This is a genomic window from Paenibacillus cymbidii, from assembly GCF_004764705.1.
Classification (GTDB): domain Bacteria; phylum Bacillota; class Bacilli; order Paenibacillales; family NBRC-103111; genus Paenibacillus_AN; species Paenibacillus_AN cymbidii.
On sequence record NZ_SHLX01000008.1, the window covers coordinates 138,508 to 165,128 of the forward strand.

At 59.7% G+C, this 26,621-nt stretch carries 24 protein-coding genes; 2 read left to right on the forward strand and 22 right to left on the reverse strand.

What is annotated here, in order from left to right:
- Window positions 1-45 precede the first annotated feature (45 nt).
- The 7 genes from EXY20_RS13120 to EXY20_RS13150 form a co-directional block, all read right to left on the reverse strand.
- The gene (locus tag EXY20_RS13120; RefSeq protein WP_207671269.1) at window positions 46-1,596 is read right to left on the reverse strand and encodes a spore germination protein; all 1,551 of its coding nucleotides are present in this window, start codon (window positions 1,594-1,596) and stop codon (window positions 46-48) included.
- A gap of 226 nt (window positions 1,597-1,822) precedes the next feature.
- Window positions 1,823-2,239, reverse strand: a complete 417-nt coding sequence (locus EXY20_RS13125) for a stage V sporulation protein AB (protein WP_135551664.1) — start codon at window positions 2,237-2,239, stop codon at window positions 1,823-1,825.
- Window positions 2,236-2,943, reverse strand: coding sequence for a stage V sporulation protein AA (locus EXY20_RS13130; RefSeq protein WP_135551666.1), 708 nt, complete (start codon window positions 2,941-2,943; stop codon window positions 2,236-2,238). The genes EXY20_RS13125 and EXY20_RS13130 overlap by 4 nt, the downstream gene beginning before the upstream one ends.
- A gap of 137 nt (window positions 2,944-3,080) precedes the next feature.
- Window positions 3,081-3,836: an RNA polymerase sporulation sigma factor SigF gene (gene sigF / locus EXY20_RS13135; RefSeq protein WP_135551668.1), complete on the reverse strand. Its 756-nt coding sequence runs from the start codon at window positions 3,834-3,836 to the stop codon at window positions 3,081-3,083.
- Between the two features lie 12 nt (window positions 3,837-3,848).
- A complete protein-coding gene (spoIIAB, locus tag EXY20_RS13140) occupies window positions 3,849-4,292 on the reverse strand; it encodes an anti-sigma F factor (protein WP_135551670.1) in 444 nt (147 codons plus the stop codon).
- Window positions 4,289-4,642, reverse strand: coding sequence for an anti-sigma F factor antagonist (gene spoIIAA, locus EXY20_RS13145; RefSeq protein WP_135551672.1), 354 nt, complete (start codon window positions 4,640-4,642; stop codon window positions 4,289-4,291). The genes spoIIAB and spoIIAA overlap by 4 nt, the downstream gene beginning before the upstream one ends.
- Before the next feature lie 194 nt (window positions 4,643-4,836).
- Window positions 4,837-6,009: a D-alanyl-D-alanine carboxypeptidase family protein gene (locus EXY20_RS13150; protein WP_135551674.1), complete on the reverse strand. Its 1,173-nt coding sequence runs from the start codon at window positions 6,007-6,009 to the stop codon at window positions 4,837-4,839.
- Window positions 6,010-6,216: 207 nt separating this feature from the next.
- Between EXY20_RS13150 and EXY20_RS13155 the strand changes: the two genes are divergently transcribed.
- Together EXY20_RS13155 and EXY20_RS13160 are read left to right on the forward strand one after the other, a co-directional pair.
- Complete coding sequence (locus EXY20_RS13155) at window positions 6,217-6,570, forward strand: cupin domain-containing protein (RefSeq protein WP_135551676.1); 354 nt, start codon at window positions 6,217-6,219, stop codon at window positions 6,568-6,570.
- The gene (locus EXY20_RS13160; protein ID WP_135551678.1) at window positions 6,567-8,723 is read left to right on the forward strand and encodes a heparinase II/III domain-containing protein; all 2,157 of its coding nucleotides are present in this window, start codon (window positions 6,567-6,569) and stop codon (window positions 8,721-8,723) included. Before EXY20_RS13155 ends, EXY20_RS13160 begins: the two co-directional genes overlap by 4 nt.
- Before the next feature lie 303 nt (window positions 8,724-9,026).
- Here the strand turns inward: EXY20_RS13160 and lpdA are convergent, their stop codons facing one another.
- The 15 genes from lpdA to EXY20_RS13235 all read right to left on the reverse strand — a co-directional run bounded on the left by lpdA (window position 9,027) and on the right by EXY20_RS13235 (window position 26,602).
- Window positions 9,027-10,442 (reverse strand): dihydrolipoyl dehydrogenase, encoded by a 1,416-nt coding sequence (gene lpdA / locus EXY20_RS13165; RefSeq protein WP_135551680.1) that lies wholly within the window; start codon window positions 10,440-10,442, stop codon window positions 9,027-9,029.
- Between the two features lie 4 nt (window positions 10,443-10,446).
- Entirely contained in the window at window positions 10,447-11,784 is a 1,338-nt protein-coding gene (locus EXY20_RS13170) for a dihydrolipoamide acetyltransferase family protein (RefSeq protein ID WP_135551682.1), read from the reverse strand.
- A gap of 41 nt (window positions 11,785-11,825) precedes the next feature.
- Window positions 11,826-12,806 (reverse strand): alpha-ketoacid dehydrogenase subunit beta, encoded by a 981-nt coding sequence (locus tag EXY20_RS13175; protein ID WP_135551684.1) that lies wholly within the window; start codon window positions 12,804-12,806, stop codon window positions 11,826-11,828.
- 20 nt (window positions 12,807-12,826) lie between these two features.
- Window positions 12,827-14,047, reverse strand: coding sequence for a pyruvate dehydrogenase (acetyl-transferring) E1 component subunit alpha (gene pdhA, locus EXY20_RS13180; protein WP_235885808.1), 1,221 nt, complete (start codon window positions 14,045-14,047; stop codon window positions 12,827-12,829).
- A 667-nt stretch (window positions 14,048-14,714) separates the two neighbouring features.
- Window positions 14,715-15,638, reverse strand: coding sequence for a lipoate--protein ligase family protein (locus EXY20_RS13185; RefSeq protein WP_135551686.1), 924 nt, complete (start codon window positions 15,636-15,638; stop codon window positions 14,715-14,717).
- A 30-nt stretch (window positions 15,639-15,668) separates the two neighbouring features.
- A complete protein-coding gene (locus EXY20_RS13190) occupies window positions 15,669-16,970 on the reverse strand; it encodes a pyrimidine-nucleoside phosphorylase (RefSeq protein ID WP_135551688.1) in 1,302 nt (433 codons plus the stop codon).
- Window positions 16,967-17,836 (reverse strand): purine-nucleoside phosphorylase, encoded by an 870-nt coding sequence (locus tag EXY20_RS13195; RefSeq protein ID WP_135551690.1) that lies wholly within the window; start codon window positions 17,834-17,836, stop codon window positions 16,967-16,969. Before EXY20_RS13195 ends, EXY20_RS13190 begins: the two co-directional genes overlap by 4 nt.
- Before the next feature lie 24 nt (window positions 17,837-17,860).
- Window positions 17,861-18,685, reverse strand: a complete 825-nt coding sequence (locus tag EXY20_RS13200; protein WP_135551692.1) for a purine-nucleoside phosphorylase — start codon at window positions 18,683-18,685, stop codon at window positions 17,861-17,863.
- A 38-nt stretch (window positions 18,686-18,723) separates the two neighbouring features.
- A complete protein-coding gene (gene deoB, locus EXY20_RS13205; protein WP_135551694.1) occupies window positions 18,724-19,899 on the reverse strand; it encodes a phosphopentomutase in 1,176 nt (391 codons plus the stop codon).
- Window positions 19,900-20,034: 135 nt separating this feature from the next.
- On the reverse strand, window positions 20,035-20,931 hold the full coding sequence (gene xerD, locus EXY20_RS13210; protein WP_135551696.1) for a site-specific tyrosine recombinase XerD: 897 nt from the start codon (window positions 20,929-20,931) through the stop codon (window positions 20,035-20,037).
- A 96-nt stretch (window positions 20,932-21,027) separates the two neighbouring features.
- Window positions 21,028-21,267 (reverse strand): DUF4227 family protein, encoded by a 240-nt coding sequence (locus EXY20_RS13215; protein WP_135551698.1) that lies wholly within the window; start codon window positions 21,265-21,267, stop codon window positions 21,028-21,030.
- An 87-nt stretch (window positions 21,268-21,354) separates the two neighbouring features.
- Entirely contained in the window at window positions 21,355-22,479 is a 1,125-nt protein-coding gene (gene ald / locus EXY20_RS13220; protein ID WP_135551700.1) for an alanine dehydrogenase, read from the reverse strand.
- Between the two features lie 156 nt (window positions 22,480-22,635).
- Entirely contained in the window at window positions 22,636-23,976 is a 1,341-nt protein-coding gene (locus EXY20_RS13225; protein WP_135551702.1) for a hemolysin family protein, read from the reverse strand.
- A gap of 201 nt (window positions 23,977-24,177) precedes the next feature.
- Window positions 24,178-24,639, reverse strand: coding sequence for a ferric iron uptake transcriptional regulator (gene fur, locus EXY20_RS13230; RefSeq protein WP_135551705.1), 462 nt, complete (start codon window positions 24,637-24,639; stop codon window positions 24,178-24,180).
- A gap of 121 nt (window positions 24,640-24,760) precedes the next feature.
- On the reverse strand, window positions 24,761-26,602 hold the full coding sequence (locus EXY20_RS13235; RefSeq protein ID WP_135551707.1) for a cache domain-containing sensor histidine kinase: 1,842 nt from the start codon (window positions 26,600-26,602) through the stop codon (window positions 24,761-24,763).
- Window positions 26,603-26,621 lie beyond the last annotated feature (19 nt).

Sequence of the window (26,621 nt, forward strand, 5' to 3'; positions counted from 1 at the left end):
AACAGAAGCGGACGCCCGGCATGCGGACAGCCGCTCCGGCAGACATCAGGCGGGTTGGCGCGTTTTGTCTTTCGGCTTCGTCAGCGAAAGCCGGGTTTTGGCGGTCGGGAACGGCTTGCGCACGATGATCGCAAGCAGCGCTTTGCCGTTGAACGGAATGAACGGCCATAAATAAGGCGAATTGTATGAACGCGTGAAAGCAAGCACAAGCACCCATACGGTGATGCCGCCGATAAAGCCGGTGACGTCGAACAGCGCAGTCGACAGCAGCAGCAGGAGGCGTACGATGCGATTGGCCAGACCGAGCTCGTAGCTGGGCGTAGCGAACATGCCGATCGCCGCGACGGCCAAATACAGGATGACTTCGTTGACGAACAGCCCGGTTTTGACCGCAATGTCGCCGACCAGGATCGCCGCCACCAGGCCCATCGCCGTCGCCAGAGGCGTCGGAGTATGCACGGCCGCCATCCGCATCAGGTCGATGCCGATTTCGGCGAACAGAAACTGCAGCAGCAGCGGCAGATGGCCCGGCTGCTGCGGGCCGATCCATTCCAGCGTCGGCGGTTTCAGCTCCGGATGTACGACCATCAAGTACCACAGCGGCAGCAGGAAAATCGAAGCGATCATGCCGATGAACCGCACCCAGCGCAAATATGTGCCAACCGTCGGCGTCTGCCGGTACTCTTCCGCATGCTGGATCAGCGTAAACACTGTCGTCGGCATAATCATCACGCTCGGCGACGTGTCGACGAATACGACGACATAGCCTTCGAGCAGATGCGCGGCGATGACGTCGGGCCGCTCCGAATACCGCACGTGCGGATACGGGTTCCAGTTTTTGCGGACGATCGCTTCCTCCAGCTGCTTGTCGGCCAGCGGCAGGCCGTCGGCATCGACGCCCTTGATTTTGTCGCGGAGCGACTCGACCAGGTTCTGATCGGCAATGTCGTTGATGTAGCCGATGCACACATCGGTTTTGGTCCTTGCGCCGATTTGCAGGATCTCCAGCTTCAGCCGCGGATCGCGCAGCCGCCTGCGCACCAGCGACACGTTCGTCAGCAGCGTTTCGGTAAAGCCGTCGCGCGCGCCGCGCACGACCCGCTCCAGCGCCGGCTCCTCGATCGAGCGCACCGGGAAGCTTTTGGAATCGATTACGAGGGCGCCGGTTTGCTGCTCGACGAACAGTGCCGCCGAACCGGACAGCACCTTGAGCACGATGTCGTCCAGCTTCTCCGATTCTTCGACCTGGATGTGCGGGATGAGATGATCCATCAGCCGCTCCAGCGGGTGGTCGGCGATTTCGCCGATCGTCGCGTACGTCAGCCGGGTCAGGATATCGGTCAGCACCGTATCCTTGGCGAAGCCGTTGACATACAGCAAACCGGTATGTACCGTACCGAACACCATTTCGCGAAACACGATATCGAAACTTTTGCTCAGGCCGACTTTCTCCTCCAGCACTCGTTTCAACTCCGCAAATGTCGGCGGCACGGCCGCCGCCTCCATGAACCGCTTCTCCTCGTCGGTCAGCACCTCCTGATCGTTCGGCTTTTCCCGCTGCGCCATTTTTTTGTCCGCCGCCGTTGGAGCCGCCATGCCCGCAGCCGCGTCGCCTCCCGCATGCGCTCCGGCGTCGTCGCCGTTCTGCCGAACCCGAGCTTGCTCTTCCTGCGTGCGCCATTCCCCGTTTTCCGGCTCGTACGCGCCGCCGTTTGCCACTGCCTCGTGGGGCGGACCGGGTTCATGCCCTTGTTCCTGTCCTTGCCCTTGTTCGTGCGTGTCTGCCAACCGAAACCCCTCCTTGCACATGATCGCGCAACTTCTAATAAACGAGCCACTCGAACAGCGAACCCGCCACTTTGCCAAAAATCATCGCCATCAGCAGCAGCCAAATATGGCGGCGCATGCCGATGCGACCGGCCAAAATCGGCAGCACATTGATCACTTCGGTGAGCGCCGCCGCCAGCATGCCGACGAAGCAGCCCGCGAACAAGCCGACAATCGCCGCGGACAGCGGGGAAAGCGAGCCGCGGGCATCGAACAAGTCGGCGGCGCTGCCGGCCAGCGAACCGAGGATAACAGCCGCTTCGTACTGCCGCAGCTTGCCGTAGGAGCGCGACAGCTGCGCCAGCCGGGGAATAATGTCGAGGACGATCAGGAAGGCGACCATGCCGCTGCCGACCGCGATTCCTCCCGCCAGGCCGATGAACAGCTGCACCGCCGCATAAGCGGCATTCATGCGCGGCCGCCTCCCCCATCTCCGCCCGGGTCGTCCTGAAGCGGCCGGTTCGCCGCTAATTCGCCAGACGCAACTTTAAGACGCTGCTTGCCATATTCTTCCGTCACGACATACCGATGGATGCTCTCCTGATACATGAACATTTCCACCTCAAGCGGGCTCGGCTCGTCATTAAACCGCTTGCGGAACATATGGTTGAAAAACAGCGCCATGCCAAGCCCGATGCCGAGCGAATACGGAATTTGCAGCAACAGCGGATGTTCGCTCGTTCTGCCGGTCAACAGCTCGTAGATGCGGCGATGCACGGCCAGCATGCTGACGTCGGCATGGAAGTTCATGATCGCCAGGCCCGAGCCGATAAACAGCAGCAGCCAGACGAGAGCGACGAGCACCGGATGCGCCTTGCGTTCGTCCGTCCAAATGTCGACCAGCACGTGCGGATCGCCGAAATGTTCGATCTGGATGGCCGGAACGGCTTGACGCACGGCGGCGACAATCGTCATGATGTCGATCAGCAGCAGCGTGCCGTCCGGTTTGCCCGGCGTGCAGAGCGGAAGCGCGGACAGCTGCGGCAGCAGCTCGGGTTCGGTAAGCAATTGGGCGACGTCGCGCAGCCGAATCGTTTCGCCCGCCTTCGCCCGAAACCGCTTGTGCAGGCGAATGTACAGCACAGGCGCTTCATTGCCTGCGGCTTGCCGATCCATCGGCACCACCTCCTTCGATTGCTCAGTCCCGGCGAATGTTGCCATTTTCCCGTAGTATGCAAAAAGAACGCGGCGATTACTCGCGGCGCTCCCTGTGTATAGACGGTAGTATATGGAAAAGAAAGCAACCAGACCGCTTACTGCGCGATCTGGTCCTTGATCGATTGCAATATTTTTTTCTCCAGGCGCGAAACCTGCACCTGCGAAATGCCGAGCCGGCTCGCCACCTCGGATTGCGTCTGGTCGCGGAAGTAGCGCAAGTACACGATCAACCGCTCGCGTTCGTTCAGCGCGCCGATCGCTTGGTTGAGCGCCAGCTTGTCGAACCATTTGTCCTGCGATTCGTCGGCAATTTGGTCCATCAGCGTGATCGGGTCGCCGTCGTTTTCGAACACCGTCTCGTGAATCGAGGAAGGCGGCTTGTTCGCTTCCTGGGCGAAGACGACATCTTCCGGCGAAATGCCGAGCTCGGCGGCCACTTCCTTGATCGTCGGCTGACGGCCGAACCGCTTGGACAGCTCATCCTTCGTCTTCCGCACCTTGTTCGCCAGTTCCTTGAGCGAGCGGCTCACCTTGAGCGTGCCGTCGTCGCGCAGGAAACGCTGGATTTCGCCGATAATCATAGGCACGGCGTAAGTGGAAAATTTGACGTCGTAAGACAGGTCGAATTTGTCCACCGATTTGAGCAGCCCGATGCAGCCGATCTGAAACAAGTCCTCCGCTTCGTAGCCGCGGCCGAGAAACCGCTGCACGACGGACCAGACGAGGCGGATGTTGCAATTGACAAGCGTATCGCGGGCAAGCGTGTCCCCGGATTGGCTGAGCGCAATCAGCCGCTTCACTTCAGCGTCTTCCAAATACGTGTGGGAGGCGTGTTTCAAGTCGACATCCATAGCTCAAGACCCCTAATTCACGAGCGCCCGCTTCGACTCGATGCGCTTCGTCATTTTGACGATCGTGCCTTTTCCTGGTGCGGAAGTGATCTGAACTTCGTCCATGAAATTTTCCATAATCGTAAACCCCATGCCGGACCGTTCCAGCTCCGGTTTGGTCGTAAACAGCGGCTGCCGGGCCATCTCCAGATCGGCGATGCCGACCCCGTTGTCCATGACCGTAACCGTCACGCTGTCGTCCTCGATGGAAGCCGCGATCGTGATGACGCCGTCGGGATCGTTTTCGTAGCCGTGAATGATCGCGTTCGTTACCGCTTCGGATACGACCGTCTTCAGGTCGGTCAATTCCGCGACAGTCGGGTCGAGCTGGGATGCAAAAGCGGCCACCGTCGCCCGCGCGAACGATTCGTTCTCCGATCGGCTGGAAAATTGCAGCGACATTTGGTTGGCGCTCATGATACGACCCCCAGACTCGAAAGCGCGCTGCGCTCGTTATCCTGGAACGTCAATATTTTCGGCAGGCCGGACATTTCGAACAGCCGGTAGACGGCCGGGCTGACGTCGCAGACGACCATTTTGCCGCCTTTGCCGGAAATTTGCTTGTAGCGGCCCAGAATAACGCCGAGCCCCGAGCTGTCCATAAAACTAAGATCTTTCAAGTTCAGCACGACATGAGCGGCATTCCCTTGTTCGATCGCCTGTTCCATCCGCGACCTGACGATTTCGGCCGTATGGTGGTCGAGCTCGCCCTTCAGCCGGACGATCAGCGCCTTCCTTCCCTGCTCCAAATCCATTTGCAGACTCATGTGTTCGCTCCTCCCAGGATGCATGGGCGAGCAGTTCGCCGTCAGACGAACGACCAGCCTTGATGAACACTGAATTCTACGAGGGCGAAGACGATTCCTGCACCGCCGACAAAACTAGAAGCAATGCGCCATAACTAGTTGCGGCTCGACATGAGGAGGCGGGAAGCAAGCGACCGTTCGACGAAAATCGCGCGTCAATCCAGGAAAAACAGATGAGCGGCCGTCCGTTTCATCATCGTCCAAAGGCCCGCTTTATCGACGCTAACCGGCGATTCGATCGGGAATTCGGCGACTTGTTTGTCTCCCCGGTACACGACCAGCTTGCCGATCGGCTGTCCGGCGGTTATCGGCGCCTTCAGGCCGTCGTTCATTTGCAGCTCGTGACGAATATCATCACCCGCTTCGCCTTTGCGGACGAGCAGGCTGTACGGATGTTTGGCGGTCAACGGCACGTCGCGTTGTTCGCCTTTGCTGACGCGGAACGTGCCCATCGGGTCGCCGGTTTTGAAGATGGAATGACTGGCGTAATGGGAAAAAGCGTAGTCGAACATTTGCGACACTTCCGTATTGCGCGTTTTCGTGTTCGGCTCCCCGAGCACGACGGCGATCACCCGCAAATTGTCGCGCTTCGCCGACGCCGACAGGCAAAACTTCGCTTCCGCGGTATACCCCGTCTTCAGCCCGTCCGCGCCGCTGTAGAAACGAACCAGTTTGTTCGTATTGACGAGCCAGAAAGGCTTGGCGGTATCCTTGCGCAAGTAATCCTGATAAGCGCTGGTGAATTGGGTAATTTCCGGGTGCTTGAGCAGCTCCCGCGACATGATCGCAATATCGCGCGCGCTCGTGTAGTGGCCTTCGGCGGGCAAACCGTTGCAGTTCATGAAATGGGTGTTTTTCATGCCAAGCTGCTTGGCCCGTTCGTTCATCATCTTCACGAACGCTTCCTCCGAGCCGGCGATCTTCTCCGCCATCGCTACGGACGCGTCGTTGCCGGACGCCATGGCGATCCCCTTGAGCATATCGCGCACCGTCATTTCTTCGCCCGGCTCGAGGAAAATTTGCGAGCCGCCCATCGATGCGGCGTATTCGCTCGTGCGCACCTTGTCGTCCATGGACAGCTTGCCTTTATCGATCGCTTCCATGATGAGCAGCATCGTCATAATTTTGGTGATGCTGGCCGGGGGCAGTTTTTCGTCGGCGTTCTTATCGAGCATGACCGTGCCGGTATCGGCATCGAGCAATACGGCGGAGCGTGCGTTCGGCGCCATATTCGGCACTGTCGGCGCTTGTTCTTCCGCATACGCGGCGGGTCCGGCCGCAAGCAGCAGCATGAACAAGATTAACGGGACGATCGTCCACTTTTTCATCAATATTATCCCTCCACCGTAACGGATCGGCATTTCCATTCGTTCTCCATTGTTCCCCCGATTGCAGTAAAATATTCCAGCCCCTCCTTTCGCGCTGCGAAATAACCGGCCCTTGCCGGATCCGGCGACATTGGAAAAAAGATTTGCCCCTCTGCGACCCAAAAGCTATACTGTAGAACGGAATACGAACAAAAGGAGCTGGCGGAATTGAGCAAAATCGGGATCTGGGAACAAGCCGAGCCCGGCGTAACAAGAAAAATACTAAACGCAGGCGACAGCTTGATGATGATGGAAGTTCATTTTGAGGCGGGAGCGGTCGGCAACATGCACAGCCATCCGCATGAGCAAATGACGTATTGCTTGCGGGGCAGCTTTGATTTTACGATCGACGGGGTCGTGCACCGACTTCGGGCAGGCGAAACGATCGACATCCCCGGCGGCGCCGCGCACGGCGTCAAGGCGCTCGAGCCGGGCGCGCTGCTGGATGCCTTTACGCCGCTGCGCGAAGATTTGCTTTATGGAACGGCCGCATCCGCTTACGCCAAGGAAGATCGGTCATGAATGCGGCAAGACGCGACAAGCTGCGGGCAAATGCGCAACGGCCGGAGCTGCAGCCGGCATTGGAGCAGCTGCGCAAACGGGCGGACACCGGGCTCGGCATAGAATTCCCGATTGTCGCCGGCGAGCAGGCGGGCTGGGGCCACTATTATTATTGCGAAGACGGCACGGGTCTGCGGTTCGACTGGAACGATCGCAGCCGCCACACTTGCCCTGCTTGCGGGAAAGTATATACCGGCGAGCCTTACGACAGCGCCTGGCTTGGAGCGGCGCATGGGATCACATGCGGCAATTTGATGAGCATGGGGCATATGTACGCCATCAGCGGCGACAATCGGTTTGCGGAGCGGGTCGTCAAGGACCTGCTTGCCTATGCGGAACACTACGAGGGATATACGATCCACGGCGACATTCCGTACAACGGCCCCGGCAAGCTGTTCGCCCAGACGCTGGACGAAGCGCAATGGATCATGAATTTGACCGCCGCTTATGCCTGTGTCGCAGAGCGGCTTGATCCGGAGCAGAAACGGCTGATTGCGGACGGCTTGCTGCGTCCGTGCGCCGCGTTTCTGATCGGGCACAAGGAGCGGCAGCTGCATAATCACGCCATCATCATTACGAGCGCGATTGGCATGCTCGGTTATTTGCTGGAGGACGAAACGATTCATCGCGCCGGCCTGGACGGGCCGTACGGCTTGCTCGATCAAATCGAAAGAGGCGTATTGGGCGACGGCTTCTGGTATGAAGGCGCCTTCGGTTACCACTTCTACGCGCTCCATCCGATTCTAAAATACTGTCAAATCGTCGAAGGTTCGCCGTGGGATTTGCGCTGCCACGCGGCGCTGAAACGGATGTTCGTCTTTCCGCTGCGCTACCTGTTGACCGACGGTTCGTTTCCTTCCGTCAACGATGGCAGCCGCCACGCGATGATGCACAGCTTCGCCTGGGCTTACGAGGTTGCGCTCGAGTGGTATGGCGACAATCTGTACCGGCAATATTTGCGCTGCGCTTACGGCATAAACGACGAACATCAACACGCGTTCCCGCACGCCGCAATTGTGCCGGTGTCCAGAAGTTCACTCGAGGCGCTGCTTTTTGGCGGGGAGTTGCGCGCGGATGCGGCGGATTCGGATGCAGCAGAGGTTTCGGATACGGCGATTGACCAATTCAATCTTGCGCGGATGGTCCGCACCCATTCCGCTTCGGTTTCGGGCGGACTGACGAAGCTGGCCAACGACCGGGGCTGGAACCTGATCGTCAAACATGGCACCTTTGGCGGCGAACACGACCATATGGACAGGCTCGGGCTTTCGTTTACGGCCGGCGGCACCCCGCTCATCGCCGATGTCGGAACGACCGCTTACGGCATTCCCGCTCATTACGGCTGGTTCAAACACACGTATTCGCACAACACCGTCAACATCGACGGCAAAGACCAGCCTCCGACGGACGGCACGTTGAAACAATTTCGCGAAGAACCGTGGGGCGCCTGGCTGGAAAGCGCTGTCGACTGGAACGGCAGGGGCTATTATTTGCAGGACAAAATCATCCTTCCGTCCGAAATGTGCCCTTGGGACGAGGAGGCATACGACGGGGTGTCGATCCGCCGCATCAATGCGCTGAGCGGCGATTGTTTGATCGATATCGTCAAAGTTGCCGTTCCCCTGGCGCGCTACGTTCAGCTGAACTATCATGTGAGCGGCACGCTTGCGCAAGGCGACGGATGGTCGCCTACGGAGGAGCCGTTCGGCGCGCTGGAGGCGATCTGGTTCGGCGACAAGCGCACGAAACGGATGCAGCCGAACGAAACGATCGAATGGGCAGTCAAAAACGGCTTGCTGCTGCAAGGCGGCTGGTGTTCGCGCGACGCCGCGCTGTATACGGCCGAAACGCCGGACAATCCGCCATCCGGCTGCCGGCAGTCGCTCATTCAGCAAGTCCGCACGGACGGCGAAGTTGTTTTCGTCAATGTGTTCGCCTTGGTCGAAGCCGGCGGCAATAACGACCGGGAGCCATTGTCGGTGCGAGTGACGGACAGTACAGACGGCCCGAACGGACTGGCGGCATTCACGCTTGACGTGCGACTGCCAGGGCGTACGGCGCAGTACAAGTTCGGGTGGAGCGAGGATGAAGCGCATTTCGCTGCCATAGGCTGAGCATTCTCCATTCGCCAGCCAAATAGGCCATGTTTTATTGCCTATTTGGCTAAAAACGGGCAGCCTCTCCGAAATAAACAGTGAAATCGCTGGCTATTTCAGCTAAAGCAGCTGATTCGGGGCCAGGCGGAGCAAATAAGCCATGTTTTCACTGGCTATTTTCGAGGAGGCAGGCGAAATCGGGCAAATAAGCCATTTTTCAATGGCTATTCAGGTTACCCGGCCCGAAAGTATTGAAAAAAGCCGTCCCATCGGCGCCTTGCGGCCCGAGGGACGGCTATGCTGTTTTGCATCGACAAATAATTATTTGTTCATCTGGTGCACGGCGTGGCCGAGAGCGGCTTCCGCCGCTTCCATCACGATTTCGCCGAGCGTCGGGTGCGCGTGAATAGTCAACGCGATATCTTCGAGCGTAGCGCCCATTTCGATCGCGAGGCCAAGCTCGGCGATCAGATTGGACGCCTCGGCGCCGACGATTTGCGCGCCGATGACGAGCCCGCTCTTCTTGTCCGCGACAAGCTTCACGAAGCCGTCGGTAGCGGCCAGCGACAGCGCGCGGCCATTGACGGCAAAGTTGAATTTGCCTGCCGTCACTTCGTAGCCCTTCGCTTTCGCTTCGGTTTCGCTCAAGCCGACGCCGGCGATTTCCGGATCGGAGAACACGACGGCCGGAATCGCTTTGTAGTCGACGGCGCTGGGTTGCCCGGCGATCGCTTCCGCGGCGACTTTGCCTTCGTAGCTCGCCTTGTGCGCAAGCGCCGGTCCGGCGACGATATCGCCGATTGCAAAGATGTGCGGCACGCTTGTGCGGCACTGCTCGTCAACTTCGATCAACCCGCGGTCGGTTTGCTTCAGCTTGATCAAATCGAGCCCAAGCTCGCCGTCCGTATTCGGCCGGCGGCCGACGGTGACGAGCACGTATTCGGCCGTGACCGATTTCTCTTCTTCGCCGACCTTATACTTGACGGTAACGGCATTATCCGCTTTGTCGTATCCTTGCGCCAGCGCGCCGGTAACAACGTCGACTTTGGCTTTCGCCAAATGTTTGCCGACGAAACGGGTCAATTCTTTTTCGAACCCGGGCAAAATCGCTTCACTGCCTTCAAGAATCGTCACCTTGGTGCCGAATTTGGCGAACATTTGCCCCAGCTCTATGCCGATGTAGCCGCCGCCGATCACTACGAGGCTTTGCGGAATGTGCGGCAGCTCCAGCGCCTCCGTCGACGACAGGATCCGATCGCCGTACGGAAAAGCTTTCAGCTCGATCGGCCGCGAGCCGGTGGCGATTATGCAATGCTTGAAGCGGTATCGCGGCGCTTCGCTTTCGTTGAACAACCGCGCTTCGTGCTCGTTGATGAACATCGCTTCGCCGCGGAACACCTGGACGTTGTTGCCTTTCAGCAAGCTGCCGACGCCGCCGGTCAGCTTCGAAACGACAGACGATTTCCACGCCTGCACTTTGGCAAAATCGACTTTGACCCCTTCCACGGAAATGCCGATATCCGCCGAGTCGTTCGCCTGTTCGTACCGGTGCGCGGCGGATATGAGCGCCTTGGAAGGAATGCAGCCGCGGTTCAAACAAACGCCGCCAAGCTCGGACTTGTCGACGATCAAAACTTGCTGCCCGAGCTGCGCCGCGCGGATAGCCGCGACGTAACCGCCGGGACCTGCACCAATGACGAGCGTGTCGATATCGAGGGATGCGTCTCCCACTACCATATGGTTACACCTCCATTACAAGCAGATCCGGATCGGACAGGAGCTGCTTGACCATGTTCAAGCATTGCTGCGCGGTTGCCCCGTCGATGAGGCGGTGATCGAAGCTGAACGACAGCGCCATAACCGGCGCGATGACGATTTCGCCGCCACGGACGATCGGTTTTTCGGTGATGCGGCCGGTGCCGAGAATCGCGGCTTCCGGGAAGTTGATGACCGGCGTGAAAAACATCCCGCCCGCCGAGCCGATGTTCGTAATGCTGATCGTGCTGCCGCGCATTTCCTGCGCCGTCAGCTTGCCGTCGCGGCCGCGAGCCGCCAAATCCTTGATCGCCGAAGCGATCGACCAAATGTTGCGGCGATCGGCGTCCTTCACGACGGGAACGATCAGGCCGTTCTCCGTATCGGTGGCAATGCCGATGTCGTAATATTTCTTGTATACAACTTCGCCGCGCTCTTCGTCAAGCGCCGCGTTGACGATCGGGAACGAACGGGCAGCGGCGACCAGCGCCTTGACCACGAAGGGCAAGTACGTCAGCTTGACGCCCTTCTGCTCCGCCAGCGGTTTCGCTTTTTCGCGCAGGGCAACGAGCCGCGTAACGTCGACTTCGTCCATCAGCGTCACATGCGGCGCCGTATACATCGACTTGACCATCGCCGCGGCGATCGCCTTGCGGATGCCTTTGAACGGCACTCGCTCCTCGGCGCGATCGCCTGTTGCCGGCGCCGCTGCTGCAGGCGCCGTTGTTGCCGCCGCTTGCGCCGTTGTTGCCGCCGCTTGCGCCGTTTCGGCTGGCGCAGCCGCTGCCGCAGGCGCGCCGCCTTCGGCAGCCGCCAGCACGTCTTCGCGCGTCACGCGTCCGCCACGGCCAGTCGCCGGCACACTTGCGAGCGCCACGCCGCGCTCGCGGGCAAGCTTGCGCACGCTTGGCGTTGCCAGCACGCTGCGCGCGTCGCCGGCAGGCGCTTCCGCCTGCGCTGCTGCCGCAGCTGGCGCCGGTGCAGCGGACGCCGGTCCCGGAGCGGACGCCGCCGCTGCAGGAGCAGGCTGAGCCGGAGCCGCCGCATGTGCGGAAGCTTGCTGCGCCGCCGCCGGCAGTTCGCCGGCCACTTCGATGATCGCCACCGTTTCGCCAACGGTGCAAACCTGGCCTTCTTTCACCTTCACTTCGAGCACTTTGCCGGTTACCGGACAAGGCACGTCGACGACGGCTTTGTCGTTCTGCACTTCCATAATCGTATCGTCTTCGTTGATCGTATCGCCGGGCTTGATGTTGATTTTGACGATTTCGCCTTCGTGAATGCCTTCGCCAAGCTCCGGAAATGGATAAGTAAACGTAGCCACGCTGTTTCCTCCCGCCTTCTCGCTATCGTATGGATCGCAGCTTAAAAATCAAGCACTTCATTCAGCGCCGCCACGACGCGCGCCGGGTTCGGCAGCCATTCGTCCTCGATTTGCGCGAACGGATACACCGTGTCCGGACCGCATACGCGAAGCACCGGCGCTTCCAGATGGAGAATCGCCTTTTCGTTGATCTGGGCGATGATTTCGGCGGCGGCCCCCGCCGTTTTTTGCGCTTCTTGCACCACAATCGCCCGATTCGTCTTCTTGATCGAAGCGACGATCGTGTCGATGTCCAGCGGAATCAGCGTGCGCAAATCGATCACTTCCGCTTTGGCCCCGCGCGTTTTCTCCAGCTCCTCGGCCGCTTTGACCGCTGTCTGCACCATCGCGCCATACGCGATAATCGTCACGTCGCCGCCTTCGCGGACGACGTTCGCTTTGCCCAGCGGAATCGTATAATCGCCTTCCGGCACTTCGGCGCGAAGCGATCGATACAAATTCATATGCTCCATATAAAAGACGGGGTCATTGTCGCGAATGGCCGAGATCAGCAGCCCTTTGGCGTCGTAAGGATTGGACGGCACGACAACCTTGATCCCCGGCGTTTGCATCATCAAGCCTTCCAGCGAGTCCGTATGCAGCTCCGCCGCCTTCACGCCGCCGCCGAACGGCGTCCGGAACGTGATCGGCGAGTTGTAGCGACCGCCGGAACGGTACCGCATCCGGGCCGCCTGCACGCACATCTGGTCGAGCGCTTCGTAGATGAAGCCGACGAACTGAATTTCCGCCACGCTGCGAATTCCTTGCACGCCAAGCCCTACGGCCATGCCGGCAATCGCGGATTCCGCCAGCGGCGTATCGAATACGCGCTCCTCGCCGAACTGTTCCTGCAGCCCTTCCGTGGCGCGGAATACGCCGCCGACCTTGCCGACGTCCTCGCCAAAGATCAGCAGCTCGGAATCGCGCTCGAGCTCGACGCGCATCGCGTCTTTTATCGCTTGAATCATCGTCATTTGAGCCATTGTGCCTGGTGCCTCCTCGTTTACTTAGCCATGAAAGGAGCTTTTTGCTCCTCCAGATGGGCAGGCGTCGTTTCGAACATGCTGTCGATCAGCCCGGGAACGGTCATTTTTTCGGTTTCTTCCGCTTTTTTGATGTGTTCGGCAACCGCAGCTTTCGCTTCATCCTTCACGCGGTTCGTGTCCTCTTCCGTCCACAGACCTTTTTGCTGCAAATAGGCGCCGAACCGCACGATCGGATCTTTGGCCGACCATTCGCCTTCTTCGTCCTTCGTCCGGTATTTCGTCGTGTCGTCCGCCATCGAGTGAGGGCGGAACCGGTAAGTGAGCGCTTCGATCAGCGTCGCTCCGCCGCCGCTCCGCGCGCGTTCCCCGGCTTCGCTTACGGCTTTGTAGACGGCGAGCGGATCGTTGCCGTCCACTTGCACGCCGGCGATGCCGGCTGCGACCGCTTTATGCGCGATCGACAAGGCTGCCGTTTGTTTGGCGAACGGCGTCGTGATGGCGTAGCGGTTGTTTTGCACGAAATAGATGACCGGAAGCTTAAACGCTCCAGCGAAGTTCATCGATTCGTAGAAATCGCCTTCCGACGAGCCGCCGTCGCCGGTATAAGCGATCGCAACACGATCCTGCTTGCGCTTCTTGAACGCCATTGCAACCCCGGAAGCGTGAAGCACTTGCGCGCCGATAATGATTTGCGGCATGAGCACATGCACGTCCTGCGGAATTTGTCCGCCGTGCTGATGGCCGCGGGAGTATAGGAATGCCTGGTACAACGGCAAGCCGTGCCAAACGATTTGCGGCATGTCGCGATAGCCCGGGCAGATGAAATCGTCCTTGCGCAGCGCAAATTCGCTGGCAACCATCGCCGCTTCCTGTCCGGAAACGGGCGCATAGAAGCCGAGCCGGCCCTGACGGCCCAAATTGACCGCACGTTCGTCCCACGTCCGCGTAAATACCATGCGGCGCATGATTTCCTTCAATTGCTCGTCGCTGAGCTGCGGCACGAGCGATTCGTTTGTGATGCTGCCGTCCGGGGTAAGAATGGTCAAAGGCTTGACCGGTTCGGTTCTGACCTCATATTCGTTAGCGGCTGCAGCCGACGGGCCGGCACTGGTCCGGGTTTCCGCAGGCTCCTGCGGCGTGCGGGTTGCGAAGGCGTTGTTTTGCTGCTCTTTCGTCTTCTCTTGACCGGCTTGTGCCTCCGGCTGCACTTTCGTTTCGTTCTCGAGCATTTTGCTCATGATGATGCCACCTCGCTTATGTCTGTTCGTGTACCCTTGTGTCGAGTACCTGTTATATCAATATCATGATACTGTATAATTCTTATTTACACAATACATACAATAAACAAACAATTTCCGCCACTTACGCTTGTATAACAGTTCAAACTTTATACTATAACAGATACCGAAACCGGCTTCATTCGCCATCTATTGTGCCCCTGAAAGGCCTCGTTCAACCGGCGAATTCCGCTGCCGCTCGACACGCAACCGTTTACATGTTCATGGGCAAAAAAAAGAAACGGCAGTCGGCCATTTCTGAAAATCGGGCTTATGCGGTTGGTCGTACCGGCGATCTTGCCGCTGCGAAGGAGAATGGTGGGCGGGCAAGTCAGATGGTCCAGTCCCCCACTCCGGTGCAAAAACGATTCCGCGAGTCGCCTCCCTAAAATAGGCAATAAAAAATGGCTTATTCGCACCTTTTGCCACGCCTCGCCGAAAATAGCCAGTGATTTCGCTGGCTATTCCGTCCAAATGACGCCAAAAGCGGACTTTCCGAGGAAATAGCCAGTGTTTTCACTGGCTATTTCCTTGCTGACATCCTTTTTCCACGCAATAGCCAATAAAACATGGCCTATTTCGGAGGGAACCTTATGCGAGGCCCGGAAAAGGCCGGTAATGTCGCTGCCTACCCCGCTTCGCCTGGCGCCGGCGCGATACCAGCGTCGCCGCCGCCCGCAATCGGCCGGATCGGCGCTCCGTACCGCCGCTCCAGCTCGCCGCACATCTGCTCGACCTCCGCCGTCGCAAACGGCAGTTCCGCGGCGGACATCGACTGGCCGCCGGCCGCCTGCAGAAGCCCTACGAGATCGGCGGCAAACGCCCCCCCCGCGCCATCGCCGAGCAATTCGTCGATGCTGGCGGTGCTCGCCGCAGCGACGCGGGGAAAACATAACCCCCCGCCATCCACAGCGCACGACGCGGCCGATAACGAATCTTCGCCAACCGCCACATCGTAGAAGCGTTTGGCCAACTCCGCCCTCTCCCGCCCGCTTCCCTGGGCGACAACGAAAGCATGCAGCACGAAGCTGCGCATTTGACGGCGCTGCGAAATGCCGCAAAACTTGCGGCCGCCGACGCTGACGTCGTAATCGCCGGGACAATAAGCGCCGGCGATTTCGCCAAAGGCGACGGCATCGGTGCGCCGCTTCAAGGCGCCGCGAATCAGCTCCGCCATAAGCGGAAAGTCGGCGCGAAAATCGCCGGCCGGCGGCACGATCGGCAGCACGACGGAAACATTGACGACGCCGTCGTCAAGCGGAACCGCCGCGCCGCCGGAGTTGCGCACCGCAGGCTCGTAACCTTGCGCCCGCAGCCAGTCGGCGGCTTCGCGAATATGCGGCAGCCGGCTGTCGCGCAGCCCGAGCACCACCGCGCGCGGATGCCGCCACAGGTGCACGACCGGCGGATGCCCGGCGCCAACGGCGCGGCAAAGCAGCTCGTCGCGCGCAAACGGCGTCAGAATCGGCTCGCCCGCGCCGGAGGCCGTCAGATCGAGAATGCGGCATTCCGCCGCCCAATTCGCGTGATCGGCCGCTGGTGTAGTCGTCATGAGTCCGTCTCCTTCCTTTCCTTGCCCGTCTCACCGGACGGTATCCAATATATACTCGCGCGGCGCCGGTCGGTCCGCGCCGATCGTATATGCGCGCTCCAGCAAGCGAGCCGCTTCGTCCGCGTTGTCGCCGTTGGTGTGCATCACGCACAACGGTTCGCCCGCTTCGACCCGCTCGCCCGTTTTGCGCAGCAGCGTTACGCCGGCAGCGTGATCGACGGAGTCGTCCTTGCGCCTCCGGCCCGCGCCGAGCGCCATCGCCGCCAGCCCGACTGCTTCGGCGTCGATGCCGGCGACGTAACCGGCCGCCGCGGCGCGCACGTCGATATGCCGCTTCGCCTGCGGCAGCAGCTCCGGCCGGTCGACGCAAGCGGCGTCTCCGCCTTGCGCCAGCACGAAGCGGCGGAACACCGCCAGCGCTTCGCCGGAAGCAAGCATCGCGGCAAGCCGCTCGTGCGCGGCGCCGTAGTCCGGGAACGCGCCGCCGAGCACGGCCATATGCGATGCCAGCGCAAGCGAAATGGCGGCGATATCGGCCGGCCCTTCGCCGCGCAGCGTAGCGATCGCTTCGCGAATTTCATTCGCGTTGCCGATTTCGCGGCCGAGCGGCTCGTTCATGTCGCTGATGACGGCAACGGTGCGCCTGCCGAGCGACTTGCCGATCGCCACCATCGCTTCGGCTAGTAGCCGGGCTTCGGCCGCCGTTTTCATGAAGGCGCCGCTGCCCGTTTTGACATCGAGCACGATGCAGTCGGCGCCGGAGGCGATTTTTTTGCTCATGACGGAGCTGGCGATGAGTGGAATCGAATCGACGGTGCCGGTGACGTCGCGCAGCGCGTACAGCTTCTTGTCCGCCGGTGCGAGATTGCCGGTTTGGCCGACAATCGCCATGCCGTAGCGGTTGACATTGTCCAGGAACTGCTCATTCGGCAGTTCCGTGCGAAAGCCGGGGATCGACTCCAGCTTGTCGATCGTGCCGCCGGTGTGGCCAAGTCCGCGTCCGGACATTTTGGCCACGGGGATGCCGGCGGCAGCCACAAGCGGCGCCACCACGAAGCTGATTTTGTCGCCGACGCCGCCGGTGGAATGTTTGTCCACCTTGACGCCGCGCACGGCGGACAAGTCGATGCGGTCGCCCGAATCGGCCATCGCCAGCGTCAGGTCGGCCGTCTCCCGCGCATCCATGCCGCGGAAACAAATCGCCATCAGCAGCGCCGACGCCTGGTAATCCGGGATATCGCCCCGGGTGTAGCCGGCGATGAAGCCGCCGATTTCTTCCTTGGTCAGCGGCTCGCCGCGGCGCTTCTTGCGGATCAGCTCGACCATGTTCACGGGGCGTCGCTCCTTCCCGCTTCGCGCACGAACGCTTTCACAAGCGCGGCAAACGCCGGCTTCGTGCGATTCGCCACCGCCACGACCTGCTCGTGTGTCAGCGGCTCCAGTTCTTCGCCGATCGCCATATCGGTAATGCACGAGATGCCAAGCACGTCAAGGCCGCAATGGCGCGCCGCTATCGTTTCGGCGACCGTCGACATGCCGACGGCGTCGCCGCCGAGCCGCGCCAGCATCGTCAACTCGGCCGGCGTCATGTAAGCGGGCCCGCTGATGCCGCAATAAACGCCTTCCACGAGCCGCATCTGCTGGCCATTTGCGCCTGCGATGCCGGCGGCCAATCGTTTGAGCAAGGTGCGGTACCGACTGCTGTAGGCTTCCGACATGTCGGGGAAACGCACGCCAAGCGACGAATCGTTCGGCCCGACAAGCGGATTGGCGCCGGTCAGGTTGATATGATCGGCGATCAGCATCAAATCGCCTGGCCGAAACGTCCGGTTCATCCCGCCGGCCGCATTCGTCAGCACCAGCGTGCGGATGCCGAGCTTTTTCAGCGTATAAACGGGCAATACGACCTGCCGCATCGCGTAGCCCTCATAATAGTGAAACCGGCCCTGCATCGCGATGACCGGTCTTCCTTCCAGCATGCCGGCGACGAATCGGCCCGCATGCCCTTCCACCGTGGAGACTGGAAAATGCGGCACGTCTGCATAATCGACGGAAACACCGTCCGTTATTTGATCCGCCAGATCGCCGAGACCGGAACCGAGCACAAGCCCGATTTCCGGTTGTCGGCCGTCCAGTCTCCGCTCCAGCGCAGCGGCAGCTTCTTCGATTTGACGCCCATAAAGATGATTCCCGTCCATTTTCGTCCCTCCTGCCCGCGATCGTTACAACGCTTCGACGATTCCCGCCACCAGTTGCATAAACTGCAGCTTCACCCGCTCCGTCGTTTCCATCACTTCTTCGTGCGTCAGCGGCTGCTCCGTCATGCCGGACGCCATGTTCGTCACGCACGAAATGCCCAGCACCTCCATGCCGGCATGCCGCGCCACAATTACCTCCGGCACCGTCGACATGCCGACGGCGTCCGCCCCGAGCGTGCGCAGCATGCGAATTTCCGCCGGCGTCTCGAAAGACGGGCCAAGCACGGAAGCGTAAACGCCTTCCTGCAGCCGGACTCCTTGCGCCGCAGCCGTATCGTGCGCCAGGGTGCGCAGCCGTTTGCTGTACGCTTCCGACATATCGGGAAAACGCACGCCGAAGGTCGGCTCGTTGCGGCCGATCAGCGGATTGTCGCCGGTCAGATTGAGGTGATCGCGGATCAGCATCAGCTCGCCGACGGCGTACCGTTCATTAATGCCGCCGGCGGCATTCGTAACGATCAGCGTATGGACGCCGAGCGCTTTCATTACCCGCATCGGAAACGTCACCATTTCGTACGGGTAGCCTTCGTAACGGTGAAAGCGGCCTTTCATCAGCAGCACGGGGTTCTCTCCGATCCGCCCGCCCACCAGCACACCCGCATGGCTCGCCACCGTCGACAGCGGAAAATGGGGAATGTCGCCGTACGGTATCACGTTCGGTTCCATGACAGAATCGGCAAGTCCTCCGAGACCGGAACCGAGAATAAGCCCCACGGTTGGCTGAACGGCCAGCTTCGGCCGCAAATAAGCAGCCGCTTCCTCTACTTGCAGCAGCAATGCTTGGCTCATCAGTGTCGTTGCTCCTCTCGCTTATTTGCGCTCTTTCGTTACCGCAGCATGTCGAGAAAACTGGCGCCATGCTCCGGCATCGCCACGCCAAAATTATCGGCGATTGTCGCCCCGAGGTCGGCGAACGTAGCCCGTATGCCAAGCGACCCCGGCGTCTTGAGCCCCGGGCCCCATGCCAGCAGCGGTACAAACTCGCGCGTATGATCGGTGCCCGGATGCGTCGGATCGTTGCCGTGATCGGCCGTAAGCAGCAGCAGATCGTCTTCGCCGAGCTTCTCCATCAGCTCGGGCAGCCGCCGATCGAACGCCATCAGCGCCGCCGCGTATCCTTCGGGATCGCGGCGATGGCCGTACAACGAATCGAAATCGACCAAATTCGTAAACGCCAGCCCGCAAAACCTGCTCTCCAGCACGGCGATCGTCCGGCTTATGCCGTCGTCGTTGCTTTTGGTCGAATAAGCCGCCGTAACGCCTTCCCCGGAATAAATGTCGTTGATTTTGCCGATGGCGATGCAGTCGAACCCGCCGTCCTTCAGCCGGTTCATCACGGTTGGCGCCGGCGGTTTGACAGCGTAATCGTGGCGGCCGGACGTACGGACAAAATGGCCGGGCTCGCCGTCATAAGGACGGGCGATCACGCGGCCGACGACGACATCGCCCGACAGCGTCATCCGGCGCGCGATTTCGCAGCCGCGGTACAGCTCCGCGAGCGGAATGACCCGCTCGTGGGCGGCAATTTGCAGCACGCTGTCGGCCGACGTATATACAATCCAGGCGCCCGTGCGCAGCTGTTCCTCGCCGAGTTCGGCGATGATTTCCGTCCCCGAAGCAGGTTTGTTGCCGATTACCGGGCGCCCCGTTTCGCGTTCGAACGCTTCGATCAGCGAAGGCGGAAACCCTTGCGGGTAAGTTTGGAACGGAATGTCGACATTCAGCCCCATCAGCTCCCAATGCCCCGTCATCGTATCTTTGCCGACGGACACCTCGGTCATTTTGCCGTAATAGGCGGTTGGTTCAGGCTGTTGCGCGATGCCCCGGAGCGCGGCAATATTGCCGAGCCCGAATCGCTGCAAGTTCGGCAGCGCCAGCTGCGGCACCCGCTCCGCGATGTGGCCCAGCGTGTGGGTTCCGGCGTCGCCGAACGATGCCGCGTCATGCTGCGCGCCGATGCCGACGCTGTCCAGCACGATCAGCGCGATTTTGCGAAAACGCATATGCCCCTCCTCCTTGTCGTGCCCTTATTGTATCGCAATCGCGACGGTCTGCTCAAACGACCGCAGCCTGCAAGCAAAAAAATCCCGCCCTGCCAGGAGGCTCCTGTCAAAGGCGGGACTTCGGCGCCGCTTGCGTTACCGTTTGGCCCGCGGATGCGTCCGGTTGAATACATCCTTGAGCCGCGATTTGGTGACGTGCGTATAAATTTGCGTCGTGGCGATGTCGGCATGGCCGAGCATTTCCTGCACCGCGCGCAAATCGGCTCCGTTCTCCAGCAGATGAGTGGCGAACGAATGGCGCAGCGTATGCGGCGTAATTTCTTTGCGGATGTGCGATTCCTTCGCGTACTTCTTGATGATTTTCCAAAACCCCTGGCGCGTGAGCCGGGTTCCCAAATGATTGATGAACAGCGCATCCTCGGCTTTGCCCGGTTTGAGCAGCTTCGCCCTGTCCCCGCGTATGTACGTATCGAGCCAGCCGGCTGCCGTCCGGCCTACCGGGATGATGCGCTCCTTCGAGCCTTTGCCGATGCAGCGAACGAAGCCCATGCCGAGGTTGACGTTGCCTAGATCGAGCGTCATCAACTCGGTGACGCGGATGCCCGTGGCGTACAGCAGCTCCAGCATCGCCTTGTCGCGCATGCCTTGCGGCGTCGACGTGCTCGGCGCTTCCAGCAGCGCTTCGACTTCGGGGACGGACAACACCTTGGGCAATCGTTTGTCGAGCTTCGGCGTCTCCATATTTTGCGACGGATCGGAATCCATGAACCGCTCGCGCAGCATGAACTGGTAGAACGAACGAATCGACACCATGCAGCGAGACACGGTCGAACCGGAGCGCCCCAGCTTCTTCAGCTGCTGCAAATAAGAGGCGATGTTCGTCTTGCTGGACTCCTGCAATGTGGCGACGCCGTTCTTCTCCAGGAAGTTGATGTATTGCGTCAAATCGCGCTCGTAGGAATGAAGCGTATTCATCGCAAGACCTCGTTCCACCGATAAAAAATGGATAAAAGTCTGCAGAAACTGTTTCATGCCGTTTCGTGCCCCTTATGTGTATAGTCTGCGGCTTTTCATTGCGTTAACTATACATTCCACACGAAGATGCCTTTTCCTGCTGCCGCACGGCCGTTATTGCTCGCCGTACCAGTAAAATCGGCGCAACCGGTCGCCCATGGTCAACTTCCCGTCGTCCTCCGCCTCCTGCTGGAACACTTTGACCGATTTGCCCGAAGGTGTCCGGTAGCGGCTTTCGTCCGGCTGCATCCAGGCCGAAACGGCGGCCAGCATCTGATACAGTACGTAGGTGAACAATACGAACAATAAGATAAACTTGGCGCGCTGCACCCATTTGCGTACGGAAACGACCATGTCAGTCTGCCTCCTCCTCGTTCTTGCGGGGCGGAATTGCCGTTACCTATTCGTATGACAAGCCCAGCCCCATTATGAGCGGGCACGCTACAACCATTCGGCCCCCGCCGGCAGCGGCCGATAAGGCAGACCCACCGCTTCCGCCACCGCCGGATGCGTGACGCTGCCGCGAAACGTGTTGAAGCCAAGCAGCAGCGCCTGGTTTTGCATCGCCGCCATTTTCGCTCCTTTGTTCGCCAGTTCCATCGCATACGGCATCGTTGCGTTCGTCAGCGCCAGCGTCGATGTGCGCGGCACCGCGCCCGGCATGTTCGCCACCGCATAATGAAGCACGCCGTGCTTCACATACGTCGGCTCGTCGTGCGTTGTCACGCGGTCAATCGTTTCGATCGTGCCGCCCTGATCGACAGCGACGTCGACGATGACGGCGCCGGCTTTCATTTCGCCGACCATCTGCTCGCTCACCAGCTTGGGAGCTCTCGCGCCGGGAATGAGCACAGCGCCGATCAGCAGATCGGCTTTCTGCGTAGCGCCGGAAATATTGAACGGATTCGCCGCAAGCGTCGACAGCCGGCCGCCAAACACGTCGTCGAGATACCGCATGCGCTCCGCGCTTTTTTCGATCACGACGACGCTGGCGCCGAGACCGAGCGCCATCTTGGCCGCGTTCGTGCCCACGACGCCGCCGCCGAGGATGACGACATTTGCCGGCGGCACCCCGGGCACGCCTCCGAGCAGCACGCCGCGGCCGCCGCTGTACCGCTCGAGGAACCGGGCGCCGACCTGCACCGACATGCGCCCCGCCACTTCGCTCATCGGCGTCAGGAGCGGCAGGCTGCCGTTCGGCAGCTGGATCGTTTCGTAGGCGACTCCGGTGACGGCTTTGTCGACAAGCGCCGCGGTCAAATCGCCGGCAGCGGCAAGGTGCAAATACGTAAACAGCACCAGATTTTCGCGAAAATAACCGAACTCCTCCGGCAGCGGCTCCTTGACCTTCATGATCATGTCCGCCTCTGCCCACACGTCCGCCGCTTCTTCCCGCAATTCCGCGCCGGATCGCTCATAGTCCTCGTCGGCAAACCCGCTGCCGACGCCGGCCGAACGCTCCACCACGACGCGGTGGCCCGCTTTGACAAACATATCTGCGCCTGCGGGCGTTAAGGCGACGCGGAACTCGTTGTTTTTGATTTCTTTCGGCACGCCGATTATCACCTGTCATCGCTCCTTTTGCGCCATAGTGTGCGCCAAACGAAAGCCGAATATGGCCGCTAAAAAACGCCACAAAGGAGGAAAGCAATTAGCGGTTCTGACCGATCAAAAAAAGAACCGCCCTGGCTCAACAAGAGCCCGGTGCGGTTCCGAATCGTTTTATGATGCCCCTTGCAATGCCGTTTCGTCCGCGCTTTCTTCCGGCGCCGTACGGATGACGGTAATGCGCGAAATGCGGAGATGGTCCACCTCGGCGATAATAAACGAAAAGCCGCGGTACATGATTCGCTGGTTTTTGCGCGGCGGCACTTCGACTTGCGAATACATCCAGCCGCCGATCGTATCGTGATCCTCCGACTCGATATCGAGCTGGAAGTAATCGTTCACTTCGTCAATGTGCAGCAGCCCGTCGATCGAGAAGCTGCCGTCTTCGACCAGCTCGATCGGAGCGCGTCCCTTATCGAACTCGTCATGGATTTCGCCGACGATCTCCTCGAGAATGTCCTCGACCGTCACCAGACCCGACGTCCCGCCGTATTCGTCGATGAGCAGCGCCACTTCCGTGCGCTTCTTCTGCATCAGCCGCAGCAGCGAGCTGATCGGCATCGACTCCGGTACGCTCATCAGCGGACGGGCGATGCGGCGAATGTCGTCGAGCCCTTTGCGCGCCTTGAGCAAATCTTTAATATGAATGTAACCGATAATATTGTCCTTATCGGGATCGCACAGCGGATAACGCGTATGGACGCCGTTCGTCGCCACTTCGAGAATGTGTTCGAACGGATCGGCCGCATAGAAGCAAACCAGCTCCGTCCGCGGAATCATAATCTCGCGGGCATTCGTTTCGGCGAACTCGAATACGTTGTTGACCAGCGTCAGCTCCGTGTTGTCGATCAGGCCGCTCTTGTGGCTTTCGTGCATGAGCAGCTTGATTTCCTCCTCGGAGTGCACGTCCTCGTGATCGCCTTCCGGCTCGATGCCGGATTTGCGCAGCAGCCAGTTGGAGGCGCCGTTCAAAACAACGATCAGCGGGTACATCACTTTGTGAAACACGACCATCGGAATCGACGCGATCAGCGTAATTTGCTCCGACTTGCGAATGGCGTACGTCTTCGGATACTGTTCGCCGATCGTAATGTGAAACGCGGTGATGATCGTAAAGCCGATAAGGAACGAAATGACGTGCATCAATGTTTCCGGCATGTCGAAACGGGACAGCAGCGGCTTCAGCATTGCGGCCACCGCCGGCTCCCCGACCCAGCCGAGTCCCAGCGAAGTAAGCGTAATCCCCAGTTGGCAGGCGGATAAATAGGCGTTCAAATTACCGACAATACGGCTTGCATATTTCGCGGCGAATCTGCGTTCCTGTACGAGCGCGTCAATGCGGCTTGTTCTCACCTTCACCATGGCGAACTCCGCGGCGACGAAAAATCCGTTCAAAACGACAAGAATCAACACGATGATAATGCTTAACCATATCGGTAACGGGTCACTACCCAAACCGTTCCCTATCTTCCTCCGCAGAGGCCGATAGGTGCACCTCCCTTATGAGTTGGAATGAAATCAAACCTTTTTAAGCTGATTACAATTATAGGGGCAGAGCAGGCATGCGGTCAAATGAGCCGTCCGGCAAAAAACGCGCCGACGAGCCGGTTGCAAAAAGCCCGCTGCGCCTTGCGGCACAAGCGGGCAAAGTCCCGGTCAGCTCTCGTCCTGCTTCTTCTCCTTGTTGTTGCAGCGGTGGCAAATGCCCTGGAAATCGAGCCGGTGATCGATGACGCGGAAATTGAAATCCCGCTCCAGCCGTTCTTCCAGCGGCAACAGCCAGTCGTCCATAATTTCATCGACTGAACCGCACTGCACGCAGATCAAATGATGGTGATGATGATGAGAATTATCGCTGCGCAAATCGTAACGCGCCACGCCGTCGCCAAAATTCATCTTCTCCAGCACATGCATTTCGCTGAGCAGCTCGAGCGTACGGTATACGGTGGCAAGTCCGATCTCCGGCGCCTTGTCCTTCACCAGCATAAACACGTCCTCGGCGCTCAAATGGTCCTCTTCGTTCTCGAGCAGCACGCGAACGGTTGCCTCCCGCTGCGGGGTGAGCTTAAAGCCCTGCGATTGCAATTGTTGCTTGATCTTTTCTATCCGCGCTTCCATCCTTTTCCCCCTAACAGCCGCCGCTCGAAAGTGCCCATCTGACGCACATTTGTTTCCATTATAGGGCGTCAGCCGAGACAAAGTCAAACGTTTTCAGGCAAGACCCCGTACCGCGAGTCGCTTACGACGCTGCATCTTCGGCAGATTTGGCGCATATGTCCAGCGGCAGCCGCAGCGTCATCCGGGTTCCCGCCCCGGCATCGCTGTCGAACGCATACGCCGATTCGGCGCCGTAGTACATTCGCGTGCGCGTCACCACGTTGCGCAAGCCGAATAAATCCTTGTCTCCCTTGAGGTTGGTCGAAATGCCTTCCGCCGCCTGCTCCCACGCTTCATCCAGCTTCGAGCGGATATACATCAGCTTGTCCGTGCCCATGCCTGCGCCGTTGTCGCTCACTTCCAGCACAAGCCGTTCCGCTTCGAGACGGGAGGCGATCACCAACTCGCCGCCGCCGGTTTGTTTCTCCAGCCCGTGCAGCACGGCGTTTTCGACCAGCGGCTGCAGCAGCAGCTTCAGCACGTGGTACGGCTTGCTCTCCTCGGCAATGTCGAAACGCACGACAAAATGATCCAGGAACCGCAGCTGCTGCACTTTGATGTAGTACTGCAGATGCTCGATCGTTTCGGCGACGCTGAACGATTCGTTGCCTTTGTTCAGGCTGAGCCGGAAAAACTTCGACAGGTTCAGAACCATGTCGCTGATTTCGTCGGCTTCGTAATTTTTGGCCGCCCAGTAGATCGAATCGAGCGTGTTGTACAAAAAGTGCGGATTGATTTGCGACTGCAAAAATTTGATTTCCATTTTGGACAGCAGCAGCTGCTTTTCGTAATGGTCGCGAATAAGCGTCTTCTGGTTTTCGGCCAGCTTGTTGAACGATTCGACGACGTAGCCGAGTTCGTCCACCCGCTTTTCTTCCAGTTGGATCGCGTAATGGCCGGTGCGCAGCTGCTTCATCCCGTAAGCGAGCTTGCGCAGCGGAGCGGAGATGCCGCGATAAACGATCCACGAAATCATTACCGCCAGCACAAGACTGACCGCAAGAATGCCGTACGTATACGCCTTCAGCGTGTCGGTGTGGCGGCGAATTTCCCGCAGCGGCTGCTCCATCAGCAGCGACCAGCCGGCATACTTGGATTTGACGCTGATTGTGACCATGTCCGTGTCCGTTCCCGCCGCCTTGCGGATCGTTGTCGTCTCCCCGTCGCTCATGCCCGGCAATCGATCGCCGGGCCCGGTACCCGCAATCAGCCCCCCATCGTTGCCGAAAAAGAATATGTTCGTTTGTGGCGATGGCAGCAGCGGTTTGGCCAGCTCGACGAGCGAGCTTTTTTTGATCGATACGACCAGCAGGCTGGGGTTGATAATCGTGCGGTTGTACGGATCCATTGTCCGGACCAGGTGAACGCTGTCCGCGTCCAAATACGATTCCCCCGGCTTCGGCGAATAGTAGATCGTACCGCCTCCCGATTCCATCAACTGGCGATACCACAGCTGCTTCTCCGCGCCTTCCGGCAGCTTGCGCCCGCCGTCCTTGGTCGAAATGACGGTGCGCGACGGCATATGAATGACGGCGATCTGATCGATCATCAAATTGACGCTCGTCATGCTGGTCAGTTGGTCCATCACTTGCGCGAACTGGACGTATGCCTGTTTGCCGGGCACCTTGCCTACCGCTTGCAGCGTTGTGTTGATATTCATGTCGAAGGCGATCAGCGTCGACAGCTGTTCAATATTTTGCAGCGTCGAGTCGACGTAGTCGGCCATCGTATGCAGCGCGCCTTCCGACCGCTGGCTTGTCTGGTCCTGCACGATTGCCTGCGACTTGGCGATGGCGAACAGGCTCAGGGCCGCAAGCGGGAGTAAAATCAACAGGAAATACCAGGTCAGCCGAATTTGAATATAGCCGGCCGCAAGCTTGCGCAGCTTCGGCAACAGGTTGCGGATCGTTCCATGGATGTTCACATTCGGCCGCCTCCTCCTT

What these genes read in the sequence shown, in the direction of transcription:
- EXY20_RS13120 (WP_207671269.1), bottom strand. Translation starts at nt 1,596, where the DNA reads ATGGCGGCTCCAACGGCGGCGGACAAAAAAATGGCGCAGCGGGAAAAG.
- EXY20_RS13125 (WP_135551664.1), bottom strand. Translation starts at nt 2,239, where the DNA reads ATGAATGCCGCTTATGCGGCGGTGCAGCTGTTCATCGGCCTGGCGGGA.
- EXY20_RS13130 (WP_135551666.1), bottom strand. Translation starts at nt 2,943, where the DNA reads ATGGATCGGCAAGCCGCAGGCAATGAAGCGCCTGTGCTGTACATTCGC.
- sigF (WP_135551668.1), bottom strand. Translation starts at nt 3,836, where the DNA reads ATGGATGTCGACTTGAAACACGCCTCCCACACGTATTTGGAAGACGCT.
- spoIIAB (WP_135551670.1), bottom strand. Translation starts at nt 4,292, where the DNA reads ATGAGCGCCAACCAAATGTCGCTGCAATTTTCCAGCCGATCGGAGAAC.
- spoIIAA (WP_135551672.1), bottom strand. Translation starts at nt 4,642, where the DNA reads ATGAGTCTGCAAATGGATTTGGAGCAGGGAAGGAAGGCGCTGATCGTC.
- EXY20_RS13150 (WP_135551674.1), bottom strand. Translation starts at nt 6,009, where the DNA reads ATGAAAAAGTGGACGATCGTCCCGTTAATCTTGTTCATGCTGCTGCTT.
- EXY20_RS13160 (WP_135551678.1), top strand. Translation starts at nt 6,567, where the DNA reads ATGAATGCGGCAAGACGCGACAAGCTGCGGGCAAATGCGCAACGGCCG.
- lpdA (WP_135551680.1), bottom strand. Translation starts at nt 10,442, where the DNA reads ATGGTAGTGGGAGACGCATCCCTCGATATCGACACGCTCGTCATTGGT.
- EXY20_RS13175 (WP_135551684.1), bottom strand. Translation starts at nt 12,806, where the DNA reads ATGGCTCAAATGACGATGATTCAAGCGATAAAAGACGCGATGCGCGTC.
- pdhA (WP_235885808.1), bottom strand. Translation starts at nt 14,047, where the DNA reads ATGAGCAAAATGCTCGAGAACGAAACGAAAGTGCAGCCGGAGGCACAA.
- EXY20_RS13185 (WP_135551686.1), bottom strand. Translation starts at nt 15,638, where the DNA reads ATGACGACTACACCAGCGGCCGATCACGCGAATTGGGCGGCGGAATGC.
- EXY20_RS13195 (WP_135551690.1), bottom strand. Translation starts at nt 17,836, where the DNA reads ATGGACGGGAATCATCTTTATGGGCGTCAAATCGAAGAAGCTGCCGCT.
- EXY20_RS13200 (WP_135551692.1), bottom strand. Translation starts at nt 18,685, where the DNA reads ATGAGCCAAGCATTGCTGCTGCAAGTAGAGGAAGCGGCTGCTTATTTG.
- deoB (WP_135551694.1), bottom strand. Translation starts at nt 19,899, where the DNA reads ATGCGTTTTCGCAAAATCGCGCTGATCGTGCTGGACAGCGTCGGCATC.
- xerD (WP_135551696.1), bottom strand. Translation starts at nt 20,931, where the DNA reads ATGAAACAGTTTCTGCAGACTTTTATCCATTTTTTATCGGTGGAACGA.
- EXY20_RS13215 (WP_135551698.1), bottom strand. Translation starts at nt 21,267, where the DNA reads ATGGTCGTTTCCGTACGCAAATGGGTGCAGCGCGCCAAGTTTATCTTA.
- fur (WP_135551705.1), bottom strand. Translation starts at nt 24,639, where the DNA reads ATGGAAGCGCGGATAGAAAAGATCAAGCAACAATTGCAATCGCAGGGC.